General features: G+C 61.2%; 24 protein-coding genes and 1 pseudogene. 12 read left to right on the top strand and 13 right to left on the bottom strand.

What is annotated here, in order from left to right; genetic code table 11:
• Positions 1-186: 186 nt before the first annotated feature.
• Genes AC1ECN_RS36785 through AC1ECN_RS36770 form a run of 4 tightly spaced genes read right to left on the bottom strand, consistent with a single transcriptional unit; the run spans position 187 to position 4,308 of the window.
• A complete protein-coding gene (locus tag AC1ECN_RS36785; RefSeq protein ID WP_130680463.1) occupies positions 187-1,296 on the bottom strand; it encodes an ABC transporter ATP-binding protein in 1,110 nt (369 codons plus the stop codon).
• Positions 1,297-1,311: 15 nt separating this feature from the next.
• The gene (locus tag AC1ECN_RS36780; protein ID WP_477955817.1) at positions 1,312-2,484 is read right to left on the bottom strand and encodes a glycoside hydrolase family 88 protein; all 1,173 of its coding nucleotides are present in this window, start codon (positions 2,482-2,484) and stop codon (positions 1,312-1,314) included.
• Between the two features lie 4 nt (positions 2,485-2,488).
• Positions 2,489-3,325, bottom strand: coding sequence for a carbohydrate ABC transporter permease (locus tag AC1ECN_RS36775; RefSeq protein WP_477955815.1), 837 nt, complete (start codon positions 3,323-3,325; stop codon positions 2,489-2,491).
• Positions 3,322-4,308, bottom strand: coding sequence for a carbohydrate ABC transporter permease (locus tag AC1ECN_RS36770; RefSeq protein ID WP_024319643.1), 987 nt, complete (start codon positions 4,306-4,308; stop codon positions 3,322-3,324). Before AC1ECN_RS36770 ends, AC1ECN_RS36775 begins: the two co-directional genes overlap by 4 nt.
• 131 nt (positions 4,309-4,439) lie before the next feature.
• Between AC1ECN_RS36770 and AC1ECN_RS36765 the strand changes: the two genes are divergently transcribed.
• Positions 4,440-6,236 (top strand): heparinase II/III domain-containing protein, encoded by a 1,797-nt coding sequence (locus tag AC1ECN_RS36765; RefSeq protein ID WP_130687430.1) that lies wholly within the window; start codon positions 4,440-4,442, stop codon positions 6,234-6,236.
• A 123-nt stretch (positions 6,237-6,359) separates the two neighbouring features.
• Positions 6,360-7,187, top strand: a complete 828-nt coding sequence (locus tag AC1ECN_RS36760; RefSeq protein ID WP_477955813.1) for a carbohydrate-binding protein — start codon at positions 6,360-6,362, stop codon at positions 7,185-7,187.
• On the opposite strand, the gene AC1ECN_RS36755 is transcribed toward AC1ECN_RS36760, so the two are convergent.
• Entirely contained in the window at positions 7,182-8,192 is a 1,011-nt protein-coding gene (locus AC1ECN_RS36755; protein WP_477955812.1) for a GlxA family transcriptional regulator, read from the bottom strand. The two genes, AC1ECN_RS36760 and AC1ECN_RS36755, sit on opposite strands and share 6 nt — an antisense overlap.
• On the bottom strand, positions 8,189-8,767 hold the full coding sequence (locus AC1ECN_RS36750; protein ID WP_171481063.1) for an isochorismatase family protein: 579 nt from the start codon (positions 8,765-8,767) through the stop codon (positions 8,189-8,191). The genes AC1ECN_RS36755 and AC1ECN_RS36750 overlap by 4 nt, the downstream gene beginning before the upstream one ends.
• A gap of 157 nt (positions 8,768-8,924) precedes the next feature.
• Between AC1ECN_RS36750 and AC1ECN_RS36745 the strand changes: the two genes are divergently transcribed.
• On the top strand, positions 8,925-9,593 hold the full coding sequence (locus tag AC1ECN_RS36745; protein ID WP_018482404.1) for a response regulator: 669 nt from the start codon (positions 8,925-8,927) through the stop codon (positions 9,591-9,593).
• On the top strand, positions 9,583-10,983 hold the full coding sequence (locus AC1ECN_RS36740; RefSeq protein ID WP_024319647.1) for a sensor histidine kinase: 1,401 nt from the start codon (positions 9,583-9,585) through the stop codon (positions 10,981-10,983). Before AC1ECN_RS36745 ends, AC1ECN_RS36740 begins: the two co-directional genes overlap by 11 nt.
• 134 nt (positions 10,984-11,117) lie before the next feature.
• Here AC1ECN_RS36740 and AC1ECN_RS36735 read toward each other — a convergent pair whose 3' ends face one another.
• The 4 genes from AC1ECN_RS36735 to AC1ECN_RS36720 all read right to left on the bottom strand — a co-directional run bounded on the left by AC1ECN_RS36735 (position 11,118) and on the right by AC1ECN_RS36720 (position 14,833).
• A complete protein-coding gene (locus AC1ECN_RS36735) occupies positions 11,118-11,999 on the bottom strand; it encodes an ABC transporter permease (protein ID WP_003549874.1) in 882 nt (293 codons plus the stop codon).
• A gap of 11 nt (positions 12,000-12,010) precedes the next feature.
• A complete protein-coding gene (locus tag AC1ECN_RS36730; RefSeq protein ID WP_477955808.1) occupies positions 12,011-12,829 on the bottom strand; it encodes an ABC transporter ATP-binding protein in 819 nt (272 codons plus the stop codon).
• A gap of 94 nt (positions 12,830-12,923) precedes the next feature.
• Positions 12,924-13,751: an ABC transporter substrate-binding protein gene (locus tag AC1ECN_RS36725; RefSeq protein ID WP_477955806.1), complete on the bottom strand. Its 828-nt coding sequence runs from the start codon at positions 13,749-13,751 to the stop codon at positions 12,924-12,926.
• A gap of 353 nt (positions 13,752-14,104) precedes the next feature.
• A complete protein-coding gene (locus AC1ECN_RS36720; protein ID WP_024319649.1) occupies positions 14,105-14,833 on the bottom strand; it encodes a FadR/GntR family transcriptional regulator in 729 nt (242 codons plus the stop codon).
• A 303-nt stretch (positions 14,834-15,136) separates the two neighbouring features.
• Between AC1ECN_RS36720 and AC1ECN_RS36715 the strand changes: the two genes are divergently transcribed.
• A complete protein-coding gene (locus AC1ECN_RS36715) occupies positions 15,137-15,397 on the top strand; it encodes a CopG family ribbon-helix-helix protein (protein ID WP_027688292.1) in 261 nt (86 codons plus the stop codon).
• Entirely contained in the window at positions 15,397-15,672 is a 276-nt protein-coding gene (locus AC1ECN_RS36710; protein ID WP_130676266.1) for a type II toxin-antitoxin system RelE/ParE family toxin, read from the top strand. The genes AC1ECN_RS36715 and AC1ECN_RS36710 overlap by 1 nt, the downstream gene beginning before the upstream one ends.
• Before the next feature lie 6 nt (positions 15,673-15,678).
• On the opposite strand, the gene AC1ECN_RS36705 is transcribed toward AC1ECN_RS36710, so the two are convergent.
• Positions 15,679-16,686 (bottom strand): LacI family DNA-binding transcriptional regulator, encoded by a 1,008-nt coding sequence (locus AC1ECN_RS36705; RefSeq protein WP_024319652.1) that lies wholly within the window; start codon positions 16,684-16,686, stop codon positions 15,679-15,681.
• A gap of 207 nt (positions 16,687-16,893) precedes the next feature.
• Here AC1ECN_RS36705 and AC1ECN_RS36700 point away from each other — a divergent pair, with 207 nt between their 5' ends.
• From AC1ECN_RS36700 to AC1ECN_RS36675, 6 genes are all read left to right on the top strand, one after another.
• Complete coding sequence (locus AC1ECN_RS36700; RefSeq protein ID WP_018072985.1) at positions 16,894-18,216, top strand: alpha-L-fucosidase; 1,323 nt, start codon at positions 16,894-16,896, stop codon at positions 18,214-18,216.
• 50 nt (positions 18,217-18,266) lie between these two features.
• The gene (locus AC1ECN_RS36695) at positions 18,267-19,490 is read left to right on the top strand and encodes an ABC transporter substrate-binding protein (protein WP_477955803.1); all 1,224 of its coding nucleotides are present in this window, start codon (positions 18,267-18,269) and stop codon (positions 19,488-19,490) included.
• A gap of 82 nt (positions 19,491-19,572) precedes the next feature.
• Positions 19,573-20,547: a carbohydrate ABC transporter permease gene (locus tag AC1ECN_RS36690; RefSeq protein WP_024319654.1), complete on the top strand. Its 975-nt coding sequence runs from the start codon at positions 19,573-19,575 to the stop codon at positions 20,545-20,547.
• A complete protein-coding gene (locus AC1ECN_RS36685) occupies positions 20,537-21,421 on the top strand; it encodes a carbohydrate ABC transporter permease (RefSeq protein WP_024319655.1) in 885 nt (294 codons plus the stop codon). Before AC1ECN_RS36690 ends, AC1ECN_RS36685 begins: the two co-directional genes overlap by 11 nt.
• 200 nt (positions 21,422-21,621) lie before the next feature.
• Complete coding sequence (locus AC1ECN_RS36680) at positions 21,622-22,551, top strand: substrate-binding domain-containing protein (RefSeq protein WP_018072989.1); 930 nt, start codon at positions 21,622-21,624, stop codon at positions 22,549-22,551.
• Between the two features lie 16 nt (positions 22,552-22,567).
• On the top strand, positions 22,568-24,712 hold the full coding sequence (locus tag AC1ECN_RS36675; protein WP_024319657.1) for a methyl-accepting chemotaxis protein: 2,145 nt from the start codon (positions 22,568-22,570) through the stop codon (positions 24,710-24,712).
• 66 nt (positions 24,713-24,778) lie between these two features.
• On the opposite strand, the gene AC1ECN_RS36670 is transcribed toward AC1ECN_RS36675, so the two are convergent.
• Entirely contained in the window at positions 24,779-26,041 is a 1,263-nt protein-coding gene (locus AC1ECN_RS36670) for a DUF3422 domain-containing protein (RefSeq protein WP_024319658.1), read from the bottom strand.
• 12 nt (positions 26,042-26,053) lie between these two features.
• A pseudogene (locus AC1ECN_RS36665) lies at positions 26,054-26,347 on the bottom strand (hypothetical protein); the annotation flags it as partial.

The raw sequence follows: 26,347 nt of genomic DNA, 5'->3' as shown, positions 1-26,347 counted from the left end.
GCGTCACGACGAAGAGGCCGGCCAGGATGAAGAGGAAGTTCAGCTTGACCATCTCCCACCACTCGCGGACGAGGATCTCGGCGAACAAAGCAAGGCCGGTCCTCTTCGGAGCATCCTTCGGAATGCCCGGCCCCTCCCTCGTCCACATGTCCCGCAACCACTGCATAGCCGTCTCCCGCAGGCGCCTCAGTATAGAATCGAGCGTTCCGTTTCCGTGTCGAACAGCTGCGCATTGGTCATATCGGCAACCAGCGTCGCCTCTTCGCCGATATCGGGCCGGTAGCGTGGCGAGACGCGGGCGATGAGATTGCGACCGCCTGCCACCATGTTCAGGTGCACTTCCGAGCCCATCGGTTCGGCAAGTTCGACAATCGCCTTGAGGGGCGCCAGGTTCTCCGGTGCGATATCAGCCGGCGGCAGTTCGTGGAAATTTTCCGGACGGATGCCGAGCACCAGTTCGCGGCCCTGGTAGGGCGCGATCCTGCTCTTGTCGAAATGGGCAGGCAGCGGCAGTTCCCGGCCGTCGAAGACGGCGACGTAGCCATCGCCCCGGCGCAGAATGGTCGAGGGCAGCATGTTCATCTGCGGCGCGCCGATGAAACCGGCGACGAACATGTTGACGGGGCGGTCATAGAGGTTCTGCGGCGTATCCACCTGCTGGATATGCCCGTCCTTCATGACGACGATCCGGTCCGCCATGGTCATGGCCTCCACCTGATCGTGAGTGACGTATATGAAGGTGGCGTTGAGGCGCTTGTGCAGCTTGGTGATTTCCGAGCGCATCGTGCCGCGCAGCTTGGCGTCGAGATTGGAAAGCGGCTCGTCGAGAAGGAAGACCGCCGGATTGCGCACCATGGCGCGACCGAGCGCGACGCGCTGGCGCTGCCCGCCCGAAAGCGCCTTCGGCTTGCGGTTCAGGAGATGAGAGATGTCGAGGATCTTGGCGGCGTCCTGCACCTGGGCATCGATGAAGTCGCGCGATACCTTCCTGAGCTGCAGGCCGAACGCCATGTTCTTGTAGACGGTCATATGCGGATAGAGCGCGTAATTCTGGAAAACCATGGCGATATCCCGATCCTTGGAAGGGACGTCGTTCATGATGTCGCCGCCGATCTTGAGCTCTCCTCCCGATATTTCCTCGAGGCCGGCGATCATCCGCAGCGTCGTCGATTTGCCGCAGCCCGACGGGCCGACCAGAATGATGAATTCCTTGTCTGCGATCTCGAGGTCGATGTCGTGGACAACGGTGAGCGCACCGTAGCTCTTGTTCAGCTCTTTAAGCGAAATGCTGGCCATCGGGTTCTCCTGAATTCACCAATAGGAAGACCAGCTGCGCGAAAGACGCGTCAAAGCTTCCATGTAATAATAATCTCCCCAGGAGACGCATTCATCGACACCCTCACCGCGGCAGGTGTTGAACGGCGATTTCTTCGAATAGGTGGCGTGCAGCACCAGGCCGTTGGAGACGGTGGGATCCTTGACCGCATAATGATCCGCAAGGCTCTTCATCATGCGGCGTGCCAGCGTGCGATAACGTGCGGCCGGTTCCGRCTCGACGAGATCGGCCATCTCCAGAAGGCCGCAGGCGGCGATCGACGCCGACGAGCTGTCGCGCGGCTCGCCATCGCCGTCCGAAAAGACGAGATCCCAATAGGGCACCATGTCGGCCGGCAGCCGGTTGAGATAGAAGGCGAGCAGCCGGTCGAAGGTTTGGCGATATTCCTCGATCCGCTCATAGCGATAGGAGAGCGCCATGCCAGCGATTGCCCAGGCCTGTCCGCGCGCCCAGGCGCTATCGTCTTTGTAGCCCTGTTTGGTGGCGCCGCGCACCGGCGCTCCGGTGACCGGGTCCATATAGAAGGTGTGATAGGTGGAATCGTCCGGCCGAACCGAGTTGGCAAGCGTGGTGCGGGCGTGAATGAGCGCGATCTCGCGGTATTTCGGATCGCCGGTTTCGCGGCTCGCCCAGTAGAGAAGCGGCAGGTTCAGCAGGCAGTCGATGATGTAGCGGTATTCTTCCGCCACCCCCTTGCGGCCCCAGGCCTGAATGAACTGGCCGATGGGTTGGAAACGCTCGATCAGCTGGTCGGCGGCCAGGATGGCGGCCTTGCGGCCATCCTCGTCTCCGACGAGCTTCCAGGCGGCAATGCAGGAGGGCGAATAGAGAAAGCCCATGTCGTGATGGTCCGTCTCGATGCGGTTCACGATCCGATGCAGAAACGACTGGACCTGGACCTGCGCGGCATGCCGGAAAACCGCCTCGCCGCTATGCTCGAAAGCGAGCCATAGCTCACCGGGCCAGAAACCTGCGGTCCATTGGTCGTTCGCCACCGCAGGATAGAAATTTCCGACACTCGAATGGTTCTGCGAGGCATGGGTGAAGACGGGAAGGTTACGCCTGATCTGCTCGACGGCAAGATCGAGAGCGGCTTTGACCTCCTGGTCGGTTATCGGCTGCGGGGCGACGGACGAGACGGCGTTCATGGATTTAACCCTTCAGTCCCGTCGAGGCGATGCCCTCGACGAAGAAACGCTGGAGAGAGAGGAAGACGACGAGAACCGGAATGAGGGCGACGACGGAGGCTGCCATGATCAGCCCGTATTCGGCCGAATATTGCGAGATGAACATGCGCAGGCCGATCTGGACGGTCTTCAGCTCGGTCTTGGTCAGGTAGATCATCGGCCCGAGAAAATCGTTCCAGGTGGTGACGAAGGTGAAGATCGTCAGCGTCGAGAGCGCGGGCTTGGACAGCGGCAGCATGATGCGCGCCCAGATCTGGTACTCGTTCATGCCGTCGATGCGGGCTGCCTCGCAGAGCTCGGTCGGGATCGACATGTAGAATTGTCGCATCAGGAAGACACCGAAGGCGGTGAAGGCCTGCAGGCAGATCAGCGCCAGATGGGTGTTGTTGAGGCCGAATTCGCGCATCAGCAGGAATTGCGGCACCATATAGACCTGCCAGGGCATGGCGATGGTGGCGATGTAGCCGAGGAACAAGGTGTTCTTGTAGGGGAAATTCAGCTTGGCGAAGGCGTAAGCCGCAAAGCTGGAAGTCAAAAGCTGCAGCAGCGTGACGATGATCGTCAGCTTCGACGTGTTGTAGATGAAGAGCGAAAGCGGGATTTTCGTCCAGATATCGACGTAGTTATGCCATTGCGGCTCGGACGGTATCCACTCGATCGGAAAAGCGAAGACGTCGCGGCTGAGCTTCAGCGATGCCGAAAGCATCMAGGCAAAGGGCATCAGCATGATGAGCGTGACGGCGATGACGATGGCGTAGATCGCGACCGATCTGACGGTTACCTTGCGTCCTGCAATCCTCATTCGCCGTCCTCCCTCTGGCGGCGGAACTGGAAGACGGTGACCGCGAGAACGAGGAAGAACAGAACCAGCGCAACCATGCTGGAATAGCCGAGATCCCAGGAAATGAAGGCCTCGTTGTAGATGTGGTAGACGAGGACGAGCGTCGAAGTGCCGGGCCCGCCCTGGGTGATCATGTAGATCTGGTCGAACACCTTGAAGGACTGGATCGTCAGCATGACGGTCACGAAGAAGGTCGTCGGCCCGAGCTGCGGCACGGTGACATGGATAAACTTCTGCCAGGAATTGGCGCCGTCGAGATCGGCAGCTTCATAGAGCTCCGAATTGATGCCCTGCAGGCCGGCCAGATAGATGACCATGTAATAGCCCATGTTCTTCCAGATGCCGAAGAGGATCACTGTCACCATCGCCCAGTGGCGATCGGCCGCCCATCCCGGCATGTTCTTGGGATCAAGGCCGAGCGTGTAGAGGATCATGTTCACCGGTCCCATCTCGGGATTGAAGATCATGTTCCAGACGACTGCGACGGCCACCAGCGAGGCGACATAGGGGAAGAACATCGCCGTGCGGAAGAAGTCGCGCCCCGCAATCTTCTGGTTGAGGAGAACGGCGAGGCCGAGCGCGCAGATAAGCGTCGCCGGCACGGAGGCGACCGTATAGATCACCGTGTTCCAGAACGCCGCGATAAAGGCCTTGTCCTCGAAAAGTCGCCAGAAATTATCCAGCCCGGCGAATGTGATCGCATTCGAGCCGTCCCAATGCATGAAGGCGAGCACGAAGGCGAACAGGATCGGGCCGAGCGTGAAGACGGCAAAGCCGATGAAATTCGGCGCGATGAAGGAATAGGCGACGAGCGCGTTGCGGATCCTGCGCTGGCGCTTCGACAGGACCGCGACCTTCCGGCCGGAGGTTGCCAGAGCGCCATCCGTCGTGATGACCGAATTCGATAGGGACACCGATGCCTCCTCTTCCTCCCGCAACGACATAGCACATATCCGGTATTGGTCAAACAAGTTCTGAACAGGTCATACGAATTTTATGGAAAGCGCAAAATACATATGATAGGTGAGCATGCAGACCAAACGCCCATCGATGCTTTTCCGGTACGGGGAGGGACATGTTCAGCGAGATTTCAGGGGAACTGCCGGATGTGCTGGGCGATTTCACGCCCGGGGCGGTCTGCTCCGATCGCGCCAGATGGAGCGCTGTGCCGCAAGCGGTACGGGAGCTGGTCATTCAGGAGGCCGAAGAGACGCTTGCGCGCGCCTGGCCGCTGATTGCGGCCTCGGATTACCGGGAGTTCACCGCAACGGGCAACCGCGCGCGCTTCGAGGAGCTGTATTTCACGCGGCGGCGGATGCTCAACAATCTGGTGCTCGGCGAACTCATCGAAGGCGGGGCGCGGTTCCTGCCGAAGATCGTCGATGGCATCTTCCTGATCGCGGAGGAGAGCGGCTGGCAGCTTCCGGCGCATAACGCCTATGAACGAAGCGGTGCGCGCCTGCCGCTTCCCGACAATTCGCAGCCTGTCGTCGATCTCTTCGCCGCCGAAACGGCCGCGCTGCTTGCCACCATCGTCGCATTGCTTCGCGACGAGCTCGACGGCATCAGCCCGGAGATTACGGCACGCGTAGAGCGCGAGATCGAGATCCGCATCCTCTCGCCCTATCTCGGCCGGCATTTCTGGTGGATGGGCCGCGGTGAGGAGCGGATGAACAACTGGACGGCATGGATAAGCCAGAACGTCCTGTTGACGGTCTTCTCCCTGAAAACAGATCAGCCCACGCGTCACGCCGTCGCCAAGAAGGCGCTCGGCAGTCTCGACGCCTTCCTGAAGGATTATGCCGAGGACGGGGCCTGCGAAGAGGGTGTGCTCTACTACCGCCACGCCGCACTCTGCCTGCATGGTGCGTTGACCATCCTGGATGCCGTGGCGCCAGGCCCGTTCTCCGGGGTCTGGCAGCAGCCGAAGATCCGCAACATGGCCGAATATATTGCCCATATGCATGTGGCCGGCCGCCACTATTTCAATTTCGCGGATTCCTCCGCTGTGGTCGAACCCTGTAGCGCGCGCGAATACCTGTTCGGACAGGCGGTCGGCTCTGAGATGCTGGCTGAGTTCGCGGCAGCCGACAGGGCCGCGTCCGACAATCCGCATCTGCCGGGGGAATGGAACCTCTGGTATCGCGTGCAGGAACTGCTGGCCGGCCCGACGCCTCCCGCTGCCGCCCCGCCGCATCCTGCATCCCGGCGCGATATCTTCTATCCCGGCATCGGCCTGTTCATCGCCCGCGACGAGCAGTTTTCACTTGCCGTCAAGGGCGGCAACAACGGCGAGGGCCACAATCACAACGATGTCGGAAGTGTCACGCTTTACAAGAACGGACGTCCGCTCCTGATCGACGTCGGCGTCGAGACCTATACCGCAAAGACCTTTTCGGCGCGGCGCTACGAGATATGGACGATGCAGTCGGCTTTCCACAACCTGCCGACATTCGCAGGCGTCATGCAGTCGGCCGGCGAAGTCTTTGGCGCCCGCGATGTCGAGGTCGCGTTTGACGAGGAGCAGGCTCGCATATCGCTCGATATATCAGGCGCCTATTCCCCCGAAGCGCAGTTGCACAGCTACCGCCGCGTCGTTTCCCTGCTGCGCGGCCGCCATGTCGAGATCGTCGACACCTATGACGGGAGCAAGCCGGCGGTCCTGTCGCTGATGACATGCCTGGCGCCGACCGTCAGCCCGGACAGGATCGATCTGGCCGACCTCGGCAGCATTTTCGTCGAGGGCGCCGGCGAGATCGAAATCGACGAAATCGGCGTGGACGACGCCCGGCTGAGATCGGCCTGGCCCGAACAGATCTACCGGCTGCGCGTGCCGTTTGCCGGCAGGCTCCTGAGATTGCGGATCGTCTAGAACAGGATGATTTGGGCCGGGTCGGCCTGAAATCTGAATCCTGTTCTAAATTAAAGAGTTAGAGCATGATGTCGTCCGAAAATCGCTCACACTTTTCGGCATCATGCTCTGGGGAGGGCGAGCATGGAATTGACGCTGAAGATCGTGGATGCCGATGGGGCAGTGTTGGCGAGTTCCATCGGTCGGGACGAGACGTTCTTGGTCTATCGCCAGAGTTATCGCGAAGGCGATCGCGTGGTTGTGGAGGTCTCCGAGCCCGGACATGTCTTCCTCGCCCTCGATGGCGCGATCCAACCCGGCCTGGTCTATATGAAGGAATGCGCCTATTCGCTCGCCGTGCCCTTCGGCGACAAACGCAAGCCCTATTCGCCGAATGCCTTCAGGGGCGATATCCATCGGCTCTCAGCGCGTAGCACGCGCTCTGACGAGATTGTCCATCGGCGCAATCTCGCCCTCAACCCCTGGGACGATCACGCCAATCGGGCTCTGTTTCCGCATGCGCGCGCCAATGTCGAGACCCGCGGCGAAGCGGTTTTTGCCGCGCGCAACGCGATCGACGGCGAAAAGGCCAACGATGATCACGGCTTCTGGCCCTATACGAGCTGGGGCATCAATCGCGATCCGCAAGCAGCACTGACGGTGGAATTCGGCAGGCCGGTCAGGATCGACGAGATCGTTTTCTATCTCCGGGCCGACTTTCCGCATGATTCCTGGTGGGAGCAGGCCAGCGTCWCCTTCTCGAACGGCAAGACCTCCTGTTTTCCGCTGGCAAAATCGGGTGCCGCGCAGGGCTTTGCCATAGAACCCTGCATCGTCGAATGGGTGGAACTGCACGGTCTGATCAAGGCCGAAGACGCCTCGCCCTATCCGGCACTGACACAGATCGAAATCTGGGGAACCGAGGTACAGGAAGCCGGCCTCAAGCCATCCGCCCTTCCTCTCGCGCTATGAGCCTGTAGGTAGCCTCGACCGCGCCGCACTCGGCGGGCCGTCATTCAGACGGTTCCAGGCGCGGCGGAGCTGCCGCGCCGAGCCGAAGCCGGCGCGCATCGCGACAGCCTCCATGTCCAGCCGTGAACCGGCGAGCATCTCGCGGGCAAGAGCCACGCGCATGCGGTTGACGAAATCCGTCACGCTCATGCCCGTCTGCTCGTTGAACAGCCGTGAAAGGTTGCGCGGGCTGGCGCCGCTGAGGCGGGCGAGCGACGCCACCGACCAGTCCTCAGACGGGTTGGCGGCCACGGCATCCTGTGCGCGGTGAATGACCGGGTGGATATGGTTGCGACCTTCGAGCCAGGGCGAAAGCTGCGGATCCGAGCCGCCGCGCCTGAGATAGACGACAAGATATCGCGCCACCGMAAGCGCACACGCGTGCCCCGCCGCTTCGGCAACGATATGCAGCATGAGGTCTATGCCGGCGGTGATGCCGGCACTCGTGAGGCGATCTCCATCCTCGACATAGAGCCGGTTGTCCCGGACACGCGCGGTGGGAGCGAGCCTGGCCAGATCCTCTATGCAGCCATGATGGGTGGTGCAATCGCGGCCATCGAGCATGCCTGCCTCGGCAGCGAGCAATGCGCCCGAGCAGATCGAGACCAGACGAACTCCCGGGCGAATGGTGTGCTTTAGCCATGCGACGATGGCAGCCTGGTCTGCGCGCTCCTGTTCGTTCCCCGGGCGGCTGTTTTTCATCGGGGCATCGGCGCTGCCGGCAATGATGACAAGTGCGGTATCGGGCAGGCGCTCCGGCAATGCGGCAACGCCTGTAACGGCAAGACCGATCGAGCTGCCGACCGTCACGGATGGACCGATATAGGTGACGGAAAAGCGCACCGTGCGCTGTTCGAGGTTCGCCTTGCGCAGCACTTCGATCGGGCCGGCGACGTCAAGCAGCAGCACGCGCGGCGGCACGACGACGAAGACTGGAATATCGAAGGGCTGCGCGGCGTCCGTCATGCGGCGAGTGACTTTCCACGCCCCGCCAGGGCCTGTTCGACGGTTGTTATCCGAGCGAAACGGTCCGACAGGACCAGCTCGGTCCGGTCCCGGATTTCCCTCGCGCTCCAGGTGCGTCCTGTGGCGTCGGTCATCGGGAAGGTCAGCGTCGCTTCGCCGACATAGTCGACTTGATAGCCGAGATCGGAGGCATGGCGGGTGGTAGTCTCGCAGCACTGTTCGGTGCGGATGCCGGAGACGAGGATACGACGGACGCCATTCTCGGTCAGCCACACGTCGAGACCGGAACCGACCAGGGCGCTATGGCGCCTCTTCCTGAATGTCGCCTTGGGGGCGATCCTGAGCGGGGCGAGTGTGGTGACGAACCCGGATGCTTCCGAAAACGGCCCGTTTTCATCGACATGGAAGATCTGGATGATGGGTATTCCATCGGCTTCCGCACCGTCGATCAGAGCCTGCTGACGATCGATATAGGCGGAGGCGAGGTTTTCATCCCAGTAATCGCGGTGTCGGAAGGACTCCTGAGCGTCGATAACGAGAAGGACTATATCATGGCCGGACATTTTTTGCTCCATCCAAGTTGATCATGAAGTCATACTCGGCGATTTGAAGACAGAGGAAAATGCGCGCGCCGGACAAATAACGGACAATTCGCGCCATGGATGCCAGGCGTCGGCGGATGAAATCGGGTCACGCTTCCGCCAGACCGTCCGCACATGCTAAGGAGGTCGGATGCGACTGCTTGTGGTGGAGGACAACAAGGATCTGGCGGCTTGGCTGGGCAAAGCCCTGCGACAGGCGCAGTATGCTATCGACATTGCTCACGACGGCGAGGACGCCGAGCATTTGCTCAAGGTGGCTGAGTATTCGGCTATGATCCTTGATCTTGCACTGCCCAAACTTGACGGATTGACGCTTTTGAAGCGATTGCGGCAGTCCGGGAGCAAGCTGCCGGTCATCATCTTGACCGCCAATGCCAGCCTGGACGGTCGTGTAGCGGGGCTCGACAGCGGTGCCGACGACTATCTCGCYAAGCCCTTCGAAATCGCCGAACTCGAAGCCAGGATCCGCGCGGTGGTCCGCCGCGGCCAGGACCGGGCATCGTCGGAAATCACCGTCGGCAACCTGCGTTTCTCCGGTGGAACGCGGCAGTTTTTCGTCGCAGGCGAGCCGCTGCAATTGACGCCGCGCGAATATGCCGTTCTCGAGCAGCTCGTCATGAAGCATGGCATCACGGTTTCGAAAGCCACGCTTTCTGAAAGCGTCTTCGGTTTCGACGACGAGGCGGATCCGAGCGCCATCGAAATCTACGTCCACAGGCTGCGAAAGAAACTCGAGAGCAGTTCGGTTCAAATTGCCACGTTGCGCGGGCTCGGCTATCTCCTCAGACATGTCCAGTAGTCTCGTCAAAAAGGTGGGCGCGGCGATCGCGCGGCTCAGCCACAGTTTGAGGGTACAATTGCTCTGCTGGGTGCTGCTGACCCTGTTCGGCGCGATCGGCTTCAATCTTTACGACAGCTTCTGGACGGCGGATGCGACGGCAAAGCTGGTGACGGATCGAACACTTCTGGCCTCGGCCCGCGTCATTGCCGAGGCCGTCCGCGTCGACGAGGGCGGCAATGTTCAGGTGGACGTGCCGCCTTCCGCGCTGGAGATGTTTGATACAGGCTTCGGCGACCGGGTATTTTACCAGGTGATCACCGCGTGGGGCAGTCTGGTCAGCGGCTTTCCCGACTTGCCGTTGTCGGCCGTCCAGCGGGCAGGGGAGGATCGCGCGTTCCATGGTGCCGATGTGCGGGTCATGATGCTCGACCATCCTGTCGTCGGCCTTCCCGATGACGGTGCGATCTCCGTCACCGTCGCCGTTACGCATAACAGCCAGTATGCGATGCGAAGGCAGTTGTGGCTCTCAGACTTTTCGAAGCAGTTCGTGCTCGTCTTCGTCGCCAGCCTGGTGACCATCCTTGGGCTCCAACGGGGCCTGGCGCCTGCGCTGAGACTCCGGGACGCTCTGCGCCTGCGCGGGCGCAACCGTCTCGATCCGCTGCCGCCAGAGATGGTGCAGAGCGAGCTSCAGCCGCTCGTTCACGCCCTGAACGACCACATGGAGCGCGTCCAGAACCAGATGGCCGCGCAGCGACGGTTCGTATCCAATGCTGCGCATCAACTCAGAACGCCGCTCGCGCTGATTTCGACGCAGGCGAGCGTGGCGGCCCGCGAAGCCGATGCGGCCCGTCGCGACGAGGCGCTTGTCGCCCTTCGCACCAGCACGAAGCAGATTTCGCGTCTTGCCAGCCAGCTTCTTACCTTGTCGCGGGCCGAGCCCGGAAGCCGGCGCCCGCGCAACGATGCGGCCGACCTTACGAAGGCCGCCCGCGAGATCCTGGAAGCGCTTGCCGAAGAGGCGCTTAAGCGCAACATCGACGTCGGCTTGGAAGCCGTCCGCCCGGTCATTGTCGACGGCGACGCGACGATGTTGCGCGAGATGTTGGTCAACCTCATAGACAACGCGATCCGCTATACCCGCCCGAATGGACGGGTGACCGTCGCCGTCGGGCAGGCAGACGGCAACGCCATCGTGACCGTCGAGGACAACGGGCCGGGTATTCCGAGCGGCGAGCGCGAACAGGTTTTCGAACGCTTCTACCGGATCATGGGGACTGAAAGCGAGGGGAGCGGCCTGGGACTTGCGATCGTTCGCGAGGTTGTCGAAGGCGCCGGAGGTTCAGTCTTGCTGGGTGATGCGGAAGGCGGCGGCCTCATCGTGACTGTGCGGCTGCCGCTCGCTTAAACTTGAGGCGCATCAAATGAAGAAAGCCGGGCATGGCGCCCGGCCTTCTGTTCGATCTGCCTTACAGCTGCATAATTTTATCCTGAAATCGATTCCGATTTAAGGAATTATGCAGTAGGAGGAGGTCGATTGGATCACTGGGTATCGAGGTGTTGCTGCGGACGCCATTTCGCCAGGCGGTTCTCGATCAATGTCATGATGTATTCGGCAAAAAGCGTGACGACCATGACGAGGAGGATTGCCGCGAACATGCCGGCCGCATCGAACGTACCCTTGGCGATCGAGATGAGCTGACCAATCCCGAACCGGGCGCCGACGAATTCGCCGACGATTGCGCCGATGATCGCGAAACCGAAGGACACGTGCAGACTGGCGAAGATCCAGCTCATCGCCGACGGGATGACCACGGTGCGGGTGACCTGCCAGTCCGAGGCGCCGAGGATGCGGGCGTTGGCGATCATATTACGGTCGGCCTCACGCACGCCCTGGAAGGCGTTTGCAAACACCACGAAGAACACCATGATGAAGGCAAGAGCGACCTTGGAGGGCAGGCCAAGACCCATGATCATGATGAAGATGGGGGCGAGAACGACACGCGGTATCGAATTGATCGCCTTGATATAGACGGAGAAAATGTCCGACAGGAAGCGGTTGCGGCCAAGACCGATGCCGACGAAGACGCCGGTGATCGAACCCGCAAAGAAGCCGATCAAGGCCTCCTCCATCGTCACCCATAGGTTATACCAGAGGGAACCTTCGGTGGTGCCTTCTGTTGCCCATTCGTAGAGGCGCTGAACGACGCCGCTTGGGCTCGAATAGAAGAACGGATCGATCCACTGCATGTTGGAGGAGAGCTCCCACATGCCGATCACGAAGACCAGGATGGCGATCTGCCAGAAGCGCACCAGCGTCTTGCGCCGGCGCATCGCCTTCAGCGCCGACGCCTCGATTTCCGTGTCTGACGTGCCTGGCCGAAACATGGTGGCCGAACCGGCCTCAAGAGTGGTGTGTGCCATGATATCCTCCCTCAGGCCGCTTCGCTCGCGCGACGGTAGCTGGTCTCGACCTCTTCGCGGAGGTCCTCCCAGATCGTCTTGCAGTAGTCGATGAAGTTCTGCTCGTAGCGGATTTCCGACACGACGCGCGGGCGGGGGAGATCGATCGTGTAGACCGATTTGACCGTCGCGGGGCCGGCGGTCAAGACATAGACCTTGTCGGCGAGCGCGACAGCCTCTTCGAGGTCGTGGGTCACGAACACAACCGAGGCCTTGCGCTCCGCCMACAACTTCAACAGCTCTTCGTGCATGACGGTGCGGGTCTGCACGTCGAGAGCCGAAAACGGCTCGTCCATCAGCAGGATTTCCGGCTCGTTGATGAAGGTCTGCGCTAGCGAAACACGCTTGCGCATGCCGCCAGAAAGCTGGTGGGGATAATGATGGAGAAACTTCGAAAGGCCGACACGGGCGAGCCAGTCGCGTGCGCTCTTTTCTGCCTCGGCGCGCGACTTGCCTCGAAACAGCGGACCGGCCATGACGTTGTCGATGACGTTCTTCCAGGGAAAGAGCGCGTCGGTCTGGAATGCGAAGCCGACACGCGGGTCAATGCCGGTGATCGGGCCGCCCATCAGCCGGACTTCACCGGCGCTGGGGCGTGCGAGACCCGTCACAAGATTGAGCGTCGTCGATTTACCGCATCCGGTGGGGCCGACAACGGCGACGAACTCTCCGCGGGCGACCGTCATGTTGAAATCACGCAGGGCCGTAAGGGACTTGCCGGTCGGCGAGACGAAGCGGCGGCTGACATTGATCAGCTCGATCGCAGGAATCTGGTTCTTGTCATGTTGCATGATGATACCTGAGGCGTGCTTTGGGCGCGTGCACGCAATGCCCATGGATCGATGGGAGGTCGCTTCCGGTTGGGACCGGAAGCGACGCGACGCCTTACTTGACGTTCTTGACGAATTCCGTCGTGTAGGTCTTGGAAAGGTCGATCTGTTTGCCCTTGACGTTCTTGGAGAACTCCGAGAGCACGGCAAGCACGGTCTTCGGACCGTCTTCCGGGACCCAGGACGCTTCCATGTAGAGCGAGGCGGCCGGATAGGTGCCGCCGAGCGCCTGACGGGTCGACTCGACCGTGCGCATGTCGACAAGCACGCTCGCCTCGCCGGTCTTGATCATGCGCGAGATCGTCGGCTCGGTGGTCATGCCGGCCTGGATTTGATCCTGTTGCATGGCAGCGATGAAGGTGCCGCCGGCGCCGACTGGAACCGTGACGACATCACCGGGCTTCAGGCCGGCCTTCGACGCCATGAAGAGGGTCAGGAAGTTGGTGGACGAGCCGAGACCGGTGACGCCGAGGCTCTTTCCCTTGAAGTCGGCCGGCGATTTGATGTCAGGATACTTGCTCGAGACCATCTCGACCTCGCCCGGCGCCTGGCTGAACTGGACGATGGATTCGACGAATTTGCCTTTGGCCTGCAGATCCACACAATGGTCGTAGAAGCCGACGACACCCTGGACGGCGCCCGCCAGAAGCTGGTTTTCGGCGTCGACGCCGGCAGCTTCATTCAGCAGTTCGACGTCGAGACCCTCATCCTTGAAGTATCCGAGCGATTCAGCAAGCTTGGCGGGCAGATAGATCTGCTTCTCATAACCGCCGACCATGATGGTGATCTTATCGGCCGCATGTGCGGCGCTGGTAGCGAAAGATGCTGCGGCGAGAAGCGTCGAAAAAGCGACGGTATGAAAAAGGCTGCGTGAAGAACGCATGGAAATCTCCTCCTGTGGTTTGCTAGCATCGTCGTCTCGCCACCTTGACCGTGTCTCCTCCACGATGCTGCCCCTTCTTATGACGTCGAAGCTTTCAACTAGCTTTCAGTCGCGGACGGGCAGGCAGCCCGTCCAATCCCGTCCATGCATCAATGACAGCGCCCGCATTTCCTAAGCCGGATACGCCGTCCTTTCCACAGACATGTATCGCAGACATATCCTTGTCCGAGCGCATCGGCAGCGTTCAGCCCTCRTGCTAACCGCTTCAACGTGAAAATTTTGAGACGACTTGTCAGCGGCCGTCATCGTCATCTGATGATCGGCTAGAAGGTGTGAGCTCTTGCGATCAGATGTCAGTTCGTGAAGCTTCGCAGATCCCTCAGCAGATTGCGGTACCTCGCCTGGCTGCCGACCAGATGGTCGCGCATAGCGTTGCGGGCAGCTTGATCGTCCCTGTCCGAGATGGCGACGACGATTGCCTCGTGCTCCCTGTGGATCAGCTTTCGATAGGCGGTCTGTTCGGCCGTCCTCGTTTCCGGGACGAGCCTCGACTGCGGGATGATCGCCGAACCCTGGGACTCCAGGAACTGCCTGAACAGCGGATTGTTCGTGGCTTCCGCGATTGCGGCATGGAGCTCGAGATCCGCATCGCGAATGGATTGATCACTCTCGATGCACTGGAGGATTTTCCGATGACATTCGAATATCGCTTCCTCCTGTGCCGGCGAGCGGCGCAGGGCCGCAAGGCCCGCCGCCTCGATTTCGACAGGTGTTCTGATCTCGAGTACCTCAAGATCGGAGGCGACGCGGGCCTTGTCGACTTTCCGCGCGGAGAGCGTCGGATCGGCACCGAGTACGAAAATCCCTGCTCCCTGGCGCACCTCGACAAGACCGTCGGAGCGAAGTGCTGCCACGGCCTCGCGCACGACGGTGCGGCTGACACCATGTGTTTCGGTCAACTCGTGCTCACTCGGAAGCTTGTCGCCGGCGGAATATTGGCCGCTCAATATGGCTTGCCGGAGGCTTTCGCCGACCTGTGTGACCAGCGACCCGGAGCCTTTGCTGCGATCCTTCATCTGCATAGCCACGCCTGACCCCCGCCTCGGCTCTGATCCGCATGCCGTTCAAACGCGCGGCACTCGAAATTTACGATTCATCACACATGTATGACAAATGTGGCGGTCTTTCAATGGACGAGCGGCGCCTGCGCTTTGTTCCTTGACAGTTTTTGCGGTCCGACGAAAATCCGGCACTGCGCTTTCTCTCAAACTCGCGATCCGGCGTTAGCTTACCGCAATGCCGCGACTTTACTTCACGATGTACATGCGACTGGATATAATCAAAATTAATCGCTATGATTAGAAATGATTGACGAGGAGTTTGAGATGGAGACCAAGGTTCTGACTGCTCATGTTCCGCTGCCGCTTGCGCAAAAGGTTGATCAACTCGCGTCGCGGCTCGAACGCTCGCGTGGTTGGATCGTCAAGCAGGCTCTCACGGCATGGATCGACCAGGAGGAGGAGCGCCGGCGTTTGACGCTCGAGGCGTTGGCCGACGTCGATGACGGTAACCTTGTCGAGCACCAGTCTGTTCAAGCCTGGGCCGATAGTCTTGATAGCGACGAGCCGATTTCTTTGCCTCGGTGATGGGGATCAAGTGGACGAGCAAAGCGGCCTCGGACGTCGCCCGCTTGTACGACTTTCTCACTCCGGTCGACAGGCAATCGGCGGTCCGAACAGTGCGGGCACTGACGGCAGCGCCTGCACGGCTGCTTGAGCAGCCGCGCCTCGGCGAGCGGCTCGAGGAGTTCGATCCTCGAGAGGTCCGCCGTATTCTCGTCGGTCGTTACGAGCTGCGCTATGAAATCCAGCAGTCGATGATCTATGTATTGCGCCTTTGGCATACGCGTGAGGACAGGTAGAAGCACTCACAGCCGCCTGGTCGACTCTCCGCGCACGAACCTTGGCGTCAGGATAAAATCCTGCGGCGGTGCTGCGGCGCCCTCCGGGCTTGCTATTCTTGCCAGCAGACGCTGTGCCGCAAGCTCGCCGAGCTTCTGCGCATCCTGCACCACCATGGTGATGCGAGGCGTGATGACATTGCTCCAGGGCACGTCGTCGACCATCGCCAGCGACACGTCGTCAGGGCAGCGGAAACCCATCTCCTGCATCACCTGCAGTGCTGCGAGGCCCGTCATGTTATTGGCGCCGATGATTGCGGTCGGCCGGTCGCGACGGGTCAAGAGGCGCATCGCCTGTGCATGGCCGCCGGTCCTGGTGTAGCCGCCTTCGACCACCAGCGAAGGGTCGATGTCCACACCGGCGCCGGCCATCGTGTTCATGAAGCCCTTCAGACGCTCGTCGGCGGTGTGCAGGCCGCTCGGCCCGGAGATGAAGCCGATCCGCCTGTGGCCGAGCTGCAGCAGATGTTCCGTCAGGATAGTGGTGGTCAGCGGGTTGTCGGAACCGACAAAATCACGCGCCGCGCCTTCCACCTTCTGGTCGAACATCACGATCGGGGTTTTGAAGTCGCGCAGGAACGTGGCGTACTCCTCGCCGCGCCCGTTTGCCGCCAGCGCAATGCCGGCGATCTTCTGCGCCTCCAGCCGCTCCAGCAGCGCCCGTTCGAGATCGGCCCTGCCGGAGGAGTCGGCGATCAGGACGAAATAGCCGTGATCGAGAGCTTGGTGCTCGATCTCTCGACGGATGTCGCCGAAGAACATGTTGCCGAGATTGGCCGAAACGAAACCGATCAGCGAGCTGCGTCCGCGCGCCAGCGTCTGGGCCACCGGATCGATGCGGTAACCGGTCGATTTTATTGCCTGCTGGATGCGGTCAAGCGTCTCGGCGCCGACCCGCTTCGGGCTGTTGAGCGCGAGCGAGACGGTCGAGATTGAAACCCCCGCAAGGCGCGCGACATCTCGTATGGTGGTCATGACTATCGAACCGGTTCTAATGTCTTGTTATGTCCGATTTTATTGGTCGGCGCAACATTCATGCTTCAAATCACCTGTAATGCAGGGCTTGCCTTTCTGATTTTGGGATCGCGAAATTCGGCTTGACAGACATCGGATCAGGCGAGATGATCATTTACCGAACCGGTTCGATATGATGTTGAGCCGGAAAACAGGGAGGAGAAACCTGTGACGAGTTCGGAACGCCAGCCGGAAAATCCGGCATCGGGAGGGGCGGAGAAACACGCCTGGTTCAGCCGGGATCGCCTGGGCATGTTCATTCATTGGGGCCTCTATGCCTTAGGAGCCCGGCACGAATGGTTGAAGAACCGAGAAGAGCTGACTGACGACCACTACCAGCGCTATTTCGACAATTTCGATCCCGATCTCTATGACCCTAAGGAATGGGCCCGCCGGGCGCGTCTTGCCGGCATGAAATATGTCGTGGTGACGACCAAGCATCATGAGGGCTTCTGCCTCTGGGATAGCAAGGTGACGGATTACAAGGCGACGAACACGCCCTGTGGCAAAGATCTGCTGACGCCGCTGGTCGAAGCCTTCCGCGCTGAGGGCCTGAAGATCGGCTTCTACTATTCGCTGCTTGACTGGCACCATCCCGATTTCCCGATCGACGTTCACCACCCGCTGCGCAACCATCCCGATGCCAAAGCGCTGAATGCCGGCCGTAACATCGCCAACTACGCTGCCTATATGCGCGAACAGGTGCGCGAGCTTCTGACCGGCTTCGGCCGCATCGACATCATCTGGTTCGATTTCAGCTACCCCGGGCGCGACTATCGCGGCCTGCCCGGCAAGGGGCGTGCCGACTGGGAGAGCGAGCGCCTGGTCGATCTGGTGCGCGAGCTGCAGCCTGAAATCATCGTCAACAACCGCCTCGATCTGCCGCCCGGCAACCTGCCCGACGTAACCACGCCGGAGCAATATACGCCGCGCGTGGCCCCCGCCATCGCCAGCCAGGGGGTGCTCTGGGAGACCTGCCACACCTTCAGCGGCTCATGGGGTTATCACCGCGACGAAGATACCTGGAAAAGCCCGGAACAGATCATCCAGCTGCTCATCGATTCCGTCGCGCTCGGCGGCAACCTGCTGATGAATGTCGGCCCGACCGGCCGGGGCACGCTCGATGCGCGCGCCATCAGTGCGCTCGAGGTCTATCAGAACTGGATGGCCGTCAACGGGCGTTCCATCTATAGGGCCGGGCCGTCCCGCTATCCGGTACCGGCCGGCTGCCGTTATACACAGCGCGGCAACCGCCTTTATCTGCATGTTTACAACTGGCCTTACCGCCACATCCACATCGAAGGTCTCGCCGACAGGATCGCCTATGCGCAATTCCTGCACGACGCCAGCGAGGTGCGCTGGCTGAGCCACGCCACAGATGTGGATTCCAATATCGGCGTGACGGTGCCGGAAGGCATGATCACGCTCGAACTGCCGGTCCGGCGCCCGGACGTTACCGTGCCGGTGATCGAGATTGTCCTGAAGGCGTGAGCTCGATCGCACTCGCGTGTCCTTTGCGTTCATGGAGGGAGGAGAAACCCATGAAGGTTCTGAAGAAAACGCTTTTGCTTGCCGCTATCGGCAGCAGTCTTTTTGCCACAGCCGCATCGGCCGAGCAGGTCAACCTGACCTGGCAGATGTGGACCGGCTCCGAAACCGACACCAAGAGCTGGCAGCACCTGGCAGAGATGGTGACCGCCAAGTATCCCGATATCAAGGTGACGCTGACGACGACCGGCTGGGTCGACTACTGGACGCGGCTGCCGGTACTGGCAGCATCGGGCCAGCTTGCCGACATCGTTTCCATGCAGTCGCTGCGCATGCCGAACTTCTATTCGCTGCTCGAGCCTCTGAATGACCGGATCGAGGCCGACAAGTTCGACGTCGGCGCCTTCACTCCTTCGATCATCGGCGGCATGTCGGTCGACAAGCAGCTTTACGGCCTGCCCTACGATGTCGGTCCATGGGTCATCTATTATAACCAGGACGCGCTCGAAGCGGCTGGCGTTCCGCTGCCGAAGCCGGGCTGGACGCTTGCCGAGTTCACTGATGCCGCCAAGAAGCTGACGAAGGACGGCAAGTATGGCTTCGGCATCACCCCGACGAACTATTCGGTCCTGGCCGCGGCCTGGGGCGATAGATACGTCAACGACGCCGGCGAGCTTGACTTGACCAGTGCGAGCGCAGTTGCCGCCGCCGACAGGCTGATCGGCTTTGCCGCCAAGGACAAGATCGCGCCGCTGGYCCCCTCGGGTGGCGCGGATCCCGGTGATGTCGTCCAGGGCCGGTTCAATTCGGGCAATGTCGCCATGTATATCGACGGCCCCTGGTCGATCATCGGCATGAAGGACCAGGCGAAATTCAAGATCGGCCTCACCACCCTGCCGCGCGATGAGGGCGAACTTTCGGCCGTCACCGCAGGCTCCGGTTTCGGGATTTCCACGACGAGCAAGAACAAGGACGCGGCCTGGAAGGCGATCCAGGTGCTGACCAGCTCGGAAGCCTTGTCCTATCTCGCCGAGCAGGGCCGTGCCTTGCCGGCACGCACGGCGTCGCAATCGGCCTGGTACAAGGTGGCGGCCAAGGACATCACCAATGGCGGCGAGGCCATCGACTATTCTCTGGCGCACTCCGTGCCCTACGTGATCACCAACAACTGGGCAGCGGTGGAAAACCTCTTCAACCAGTATTTCCCGCCGGCTTTTGCCGGCAGCGCCGATGTCAAGCAGACGATGGAGTCCATCCAGAGCCTTGCGCAGCAATAAAGCCAGCGCGTCCGACAGGACGCGCCGTCGCTTTGAAATCTGCGCATGATCCTTTCGGAAAATCGATTCCGATTTTCGGGTCATGCGCCAGCTCTCGCTGCGGCAGGACCTGCCGCGCATGGAGGAAGACATGTCGCAAAGCGCTGTTGCCGAAGTTCCCTTGCAGCCCGGTCAGCCACGGCGCTTCCTGAAACCGGAAACGCAGACAGCCATGCTGTTCCTGCTGCCGAGCTTCCTCGGCTTCATGGTCTTCATGGCCCTGCCTATCCTGGCGTCGCTGGCGCTCAGCTTTACCAACTGGCAGCTGATCTCGACGCCATCCTTCGTCGGCTTCCAGAATTATATCAGGCTCTTCACTGTCGATCCGGCCTTCTACACCGTACTCCGCAACACGCTGTTCTTCGCCGTCGAGTATCTGGCGCTGAATATTATCGTCTCGCTGACGCTCGCGGTCTGGATATCGAGCCTGAAGCGCGGCAAGGCGATCTTCCGGGTGATCTTCTTCCTGCCGACCTTCACGCCGACCATAGCCGCGTCGGTGGTCTGGCTGCTGATCTTCACGCCGGACGGGTTGGTCGACACCATCATCCGCGCGCTCGGGCTTGGCCTGCCGAATTTCCTGCTGAGCTCTACCTGGGCCATGCAGGCGGTCGTGCTCGTCACCCTGTGGGCGAATGTCGGTTATAACGTCGTGATGTTCAACGCCGCTCTCGACCTGGTGCCGAAGCACTATCTCGAGGCGGCGACGATCGACGGCGCCAATGCCTGGCAGCGCTTCTGGCGCATCCGCCTGCCGCTCATCTCGCCGACCATCTTCTTTGGCACCGTGATGACGGCGATCACCTCGCTGCAGGTCTTCGACGAGATATTCGCGATGACGCGCGGCGGCCCGGGCTCGGCGACGGCCACGCTCGGTTTCGCCATCTATCAGAAGGGCTTCACCAACTTCCAGATGGGCTATGCCTCGGCTCTCGCCTGGGTGATGTTCGTCATGATCATGGCGCTCACCATCCTGCAATTCCACATGCAGCGCAAATGGGTGCATTATGACGATTGATCCGACCTCACGGCATCCGCATTCCGTGTCTCAACATCGTCACCGCATGTTGCGGCGCGTCGGCACCTTCGTCAGCTACACGGCGCTTTCGCTGATCGCGCTGCTTTTCCTCTTCCCCTTCTTCTGGATGGTGTCGAACGCGGTGCGCTCCAATGCCGAGGTGATGGCCGTGCCGGTCCGTATCTTCCCTGAGGAGTATCATTGGGGAACATTCGTCGAAGCCCTGGTTTCCCTGCCGTTCGGAACCTTCCTGTTGAATTCCTTCGTGGTCGCCTGCGGCGTGACGGCGATCGTGATTGCGGTATCCTGCCTTTCCGCCTACGCCTTCGCCCGGCTGAAATTTCCCGGCCGGGAGGGGCTGCTGCTTACCTATCTCAGCACGCTGATGATCCCGCAGGTGATGCTGGTCATTCCTCTCTTCCTCATCGTCAGCAAGTTCGGTTGGATCAATACCTATCACGGCATGATTCTGCCGGTCGCCTTCAGCTCCTTCGGCACCTTTCTGCTGCGGCAGTTCATCCTCGGCATCCCCAAGGATCTCGACGAGGCGGCGATGATGGACGGGGCTTCGCGCCTGCGCATCCTGGTCACGGTCATCGTTCCGCTTGCCATGCCGGCCATCGGCCTCTTGTCGCTGTTCACCTTCATTGCACAGTGGAAGAGCTTCCTCTGGCCGCTGATCGCCACCAGTGGCGTCGAAAAAGCCACGCTGCCGCTCGGCCTCACCCTGTTCCAGACACAGCAGGGCACCGCATGGAACTACATCATGGCCGGTGCGACGATCTCCATGCTGCCGGGTGTCGTCCTGGCCATCGTGCTGCAGAGGGTGATCTACAAGGGTATCACCGTCAGCTCCGGCTTCGGTGGACGTTAATCTTCATAAGAACAAAGATTTGAGCGCATTGCATCAAGTTTGGTGTGATGCGTTTCAAGTCCGGTCGATCGCCACCGACGAAGGCGCCCCTGCCGCCGCAAGATCATATCCTCGCGCTTAACTTTTGCTTACGGAAGAAAAGTAAAATTTAACCAAAATTTGAAATAACGCATTCATATCCGAATTGTGCAGGGGAATTCATGAAAACCGCCACGCTTGCATCCATCGCCTTGGCGATATCGATCTCTGCTGCCCATGCCGAGACGATCGGGGTTTCGATGTCCGGTCTCGACAAATTCAGAACGGCGCTTCTGAACGGCGTCGTCTCGCATGGGCAGACGATATCCGGCCTCAAGCTCGTCACCGAAAATGCCAATGGCGACAAGGAGCTCCAGAAGCAGCAGGTGCAGAAGCTCATTGCCGACAAGGTCGACGCGATCATTCTTGCCGTCTCCGATGGCGACCTCGGGCCGCAAATGACCAAGATGGCGGCAGATGCCGGCATTCCGCTGGTGTACATCAACAACGTTCCTTCCAACCTGCTGGACCTGCCGGACAATCAGGTGGTGGTCGCCTCCAACGAGAAGGAATCCGGAACGCTGGAGACCAAGCAGGTCTGCGCGCTCCTTAAAGGCAAAGGCCGCGTCGTCGTGCTGATGGGCGAACCCTTCCACGCCGCCGCCCGTGCCCGCACCCAGGATATATCAGACGTCATCGCCACCCCGGATTGCAAGGGCCTTCAGATCGTCGAGCGGCAGGCGGCCTATTGGTCGAGCGATTATGCCGACCAGCAGATGCAGGAATGGCTGTCGGCCGGCGTCAAGTTCGATGCAGTCATCGCCAATAATGACGAGATGGCGCTCGGCGCGATCCGGGCCATGAAGAAGGCCGGCATGCCGATGAAGGACGTCGTCGTCGCCGGCGTCGACGCGACCGACGACGCGCTCGCCGCGATGGTAGCCGGCGATCTCGACGTGACCATTCTCCAGAGCGCCGTCGGACAGGGTGCTGCCGCTGTCGACGCCGCCATGAAGTTGATCCGCAAAGAGAAGGTGCCGCGCGAAAATAACGTTCCCTTCGAACTCGTCACACCTGAGAACATTGCCACCTATCTGCCGAAGAGCCAGTGAGCATAAGAGGACTATGATGTTGCATTTCTGGAATAAATTCGGCATTCGCGCGCAGATCACCTCTGGCTTCGTGCCGCTGATCCTGTTGATGAGCCTGCTCACGGTCAGCGCGATCTCCGGCATGAACGGGCTCGCCTCGATCTTTGCGTCTTATCGCGCCACGGCCGGCCAAAGTCTCGCCATCTCGGACTACAGCGACCAACTCAACGAGATCCAGATGTCGGCGGAAGCCTTCCGCTCGACGCCGACTCAGGCTGTGGTCGACAGCTTTCGCGCCGGCGTGAAGGCCTTCGAGGCGGACGACCCGCGTTTTGCCGGCAACAAGGACCTGCAGTCCGGCCTTGCGGCGATCCGTCAGGAGATCACCGCCTATGGCAAGGCTTTCGAACAGATCGTTTCCCTTCAGGCCCGGCGCGACATGCTGATCTCCAAGGTCACCGAATTCGGCCCCTGGACCAGCATCGCGCTCAACGACGTCGTGCGCAGCGCCTGGCGCCAGAACGACGTGGCCCTGCTGCAGATGACGGCGGCGACTTTGGAGGCCCTGAACCGCAGCCTCTACTTCTCCGAACGCTTCGTGCATTCCAACGATTTTGCCGCCTATGACACGGCGCAGGCAGCACTCGCCGAAGCGGTGGCGCTCAACGACGCCGCCGCCAAGGCAGCAAAGAACGAGCTGCAGAAGAAGCGCCTGATGGGCGCCGGCCAGCTGATGCAGAATTACACCGCCCGTCTCGGCGACATGAAGGAGGTGCTGCAGGCTTCCGGCAATATCCGCCAGACGCAGCTGAATGTGCTGGCGCCGAAGATATCAGGCGAGTTCAGGGATCTGCAGGCGGCGGTGACCGGCGCGCAGAAGAACCTCGACGGTTCGGTCGACGCAACGGTTGCCTCCGCGACCAGCGCGACGCTGCTCATCAGCGGTCTCTTGATCGTCATCGGCCTCGTGCTTTCCTATTTCGTCGGCCGGCTGATTTCCTCGGCGGTGCGCAACATGGCCCAGTCCATGGAGCAGCTTGCCCGTGGCGAGGAAAGAATCGTGATAACGGGCGTCGAGCACCGCCACGAACTGGGGGCCATGGCGCGTTCGCTGAAGGTTTTCCAGGAAACGGGGCGCGCCAAGCTGATCGCGGAAGCCAATGCCGAACGCGCCCGTCTGGCGGCCGAAGAAGAGCGGCTGCGCCAGGAGGCCGAGCGGCTCAGCGACGCGCAGGTGATGGAACATGCCTTCCGCCAGATTTCGGTGGGGCTGGACGCGCTGTCGAAGGGCGATCTCACCGTCCGCGTCGGCGAAGTCGACCATCGCTATGTCAGGATCCGGGATCATTTCAACAATTCGGTCGCGAGCCTCGAAGAGGCGGTCGACTCCGTCATTCGCGCGGTCGCCACCATCCGGTCCGGCCTTGCGGAAATCTCCACCGCGTCCAACGATCTCGCTCGCCGCACCGAGCAGCAGGCCGCCTCGCTTGAAGAAACCGTCGCGGCGCTGGGTGAGGTGACCCGCGGCGTCAATGGAACGGCTGAGGGCGCAAGCCGCGCCCAGGGCGTCGTGGCAACCGCMCGCACCAATGCYGAAAAGGGCGGCGAGATCGTTGCCCGCGCCATCGATGCGATGACGGAAATTCAAAATTCGTCGTCCAAGATCGGCAACATCATCAGCGTCATCGATGAGATCGCCTTCCAGACCAACCTGCTGGCGCTGAATGCCGGCGTGGAAGCGGCGCGCGCCGGCGAAGCAGGCAAGGGCTTTGCGGTCGTCGCCCAGGAAGTCCGCGAGCTCGCCCAGCGCTCCGCCAACGCGGCAAGGGAGATCAAGCAACTGATCTCCACCTCCTCGGCGCAGGTCAAGACCGGCGTCCAACTGGTGGGCGAATCCGGCCTCTCGCTCGAACAGATCGTCGAGCAGGTGACCGCCATGAATGCGACCGTGGCCGAGATCGCCGTTGCTGCCCGCGAGCAGGCGACGAGCCTGCGCGAGGTCTCGGCCGCCGGCGACCAGATGGATAAGGTGACGCAGCAGAACGCCGCGATGGTCGAAGAGACCACGGCCGCCGCCCAGAGCCTGACGCATGAAACCGAAAGCCTTGCAGAGCTGCTGCGGCGCTTCAGGACGAGCAGCGGCCGGGCATCGGAGCATCGGCACTACGCGTTGGCATCCTGACATTCTGTCGATCGAGCAAACGCCGCCGCCCGAAAGGGCGGCGGCGAGCGCATGTCTGGTGTGGCGTCAATGGCTCCCGGATGCCGGACTGTGCGGTGCGCCGGCAATGCTCTTGCGAACGTGACGAACTGCCGTCCAGACGGCGAAGAGCACGAGCGGGATGGCGCCGAGAACGGCGAGCTTCGCCATGTGCGGGTCGACGCCCAGTTCGGAAATGCTTTCCAGGCAGATCTTCGCCAGCCCGACGGTGTAGTAGGTGATGGCGATGACGGAGAAGCCTTCGACCGCCTGCTGGATATGCACCTGGATGCGCGCCCTCTCTTCCATCGAGGTCAGTAGCGACGCGTTCTGATCTTCGAGCTGAACCTGCACGGTCGTCCTGAGAAGGTCTCCGGCCAGGCTCACACGTTCGGCCAGTTCGTCGAGGCGGCGTTCGGCGGCTTCGACCGAGCGGACGGCTGGTTGAAACCGCCGGTCGATGAAGGTGCCGATCCTCTGGCGCTGCTCGACGCGCACCTCGCGAAGCTCCGATGTTCTGCTTGCGACGATCTCGGCATAGGCTTTCGTCGCGCCGAAGCGGTGGCGAGCGAGAGCTGAGAAGTTGAGCACATCCGACGAGAGCTTGGTGACCTCGGAAAGCAGGGCTTTGTCGACCTTGACCGCACTCTGCATATGCGCGATCAGCAGGTCGAGGCGCCGGTCGAAGACAGAAAGCTTCGACACCGTCTCGCGCGCCATCGGCAACGCCAGCAACGCCATCATTCGGTATGTCTCGATTTCCAGGAAACGCCTGACCATGCGGCCGGTGCGATAGGCATTGAGGTTGCGGTTGAAGAACAGGAATTCGACGAAACCGCTGTCGGTCAGGCGGAAGTTCGAATGCACTTCCGCATCGCCGCCGCCGACCTGAGAGGCGACATAGTCGAGCTTTGGTTTTTCTGGACGCTGCCCGTCCTTCTCGTCGCGCACCAGCACCCGGACAGCCGCGATGACCTTCCCGTCGATCTGGCGGCAGCAGGCCTGAAAGGCTTCAGGCGGATTGCTGCCGGGTTCGGCCGACGCCGGCACGACGAAGGTCAGGGTGAGGAACTCGGTATGCGCCTCCCACTTCAGCCGGCCGTCACCGATGCGGCCGATGCCGTGGTTGCCCTCGCGGGTCGTGGAGACGTCCTCCAGTCCCGGCAGGGAATTCGGTATCTGAGGAGCGGCATTCTCACCGACGATGGCGACGTGCCACACATCCGTGTCGCCATCGAAGTAAAGCGACGGCCGCGCGTGGAGCTCGTTGTGAAGTTCCCTTCGCAGCGGATGCTCGGAGCCCATCGGCATGGAAATGCACCTCTATACGGTCGACAGTCGCTGAGTCGCCTGATGTAACCGGGTTGCCGGCATGTGTGAATTGACCATGGCGCCTGCGAGCCGGCGAAGGCCGACAACGCCTATAGCCTCTCCCGAACCGCGTGTCACCATGCCTTCGCCATCGGGTGTGAAGGCCGGCATTCGTTCAGCCGCACGCCGCGTCAGCGGCTCCATGACGGCTTTGCCACAGATGACCCGCGATAGACCGCGCATCCGCATCGGTAGATCTCCGGCGTTGCCATCGACAATTCGAAACTGGTCGAAGTGTCCGTGGGG

The sequence above is a fragment of the Rhizobium sp. 01N447_2 genome, assembly GCF_056399245.1.
Note: the sequence above shows the minus strand (reverse complement) of the source record. Positions and strands in the feature narration are given on the sequence as shown.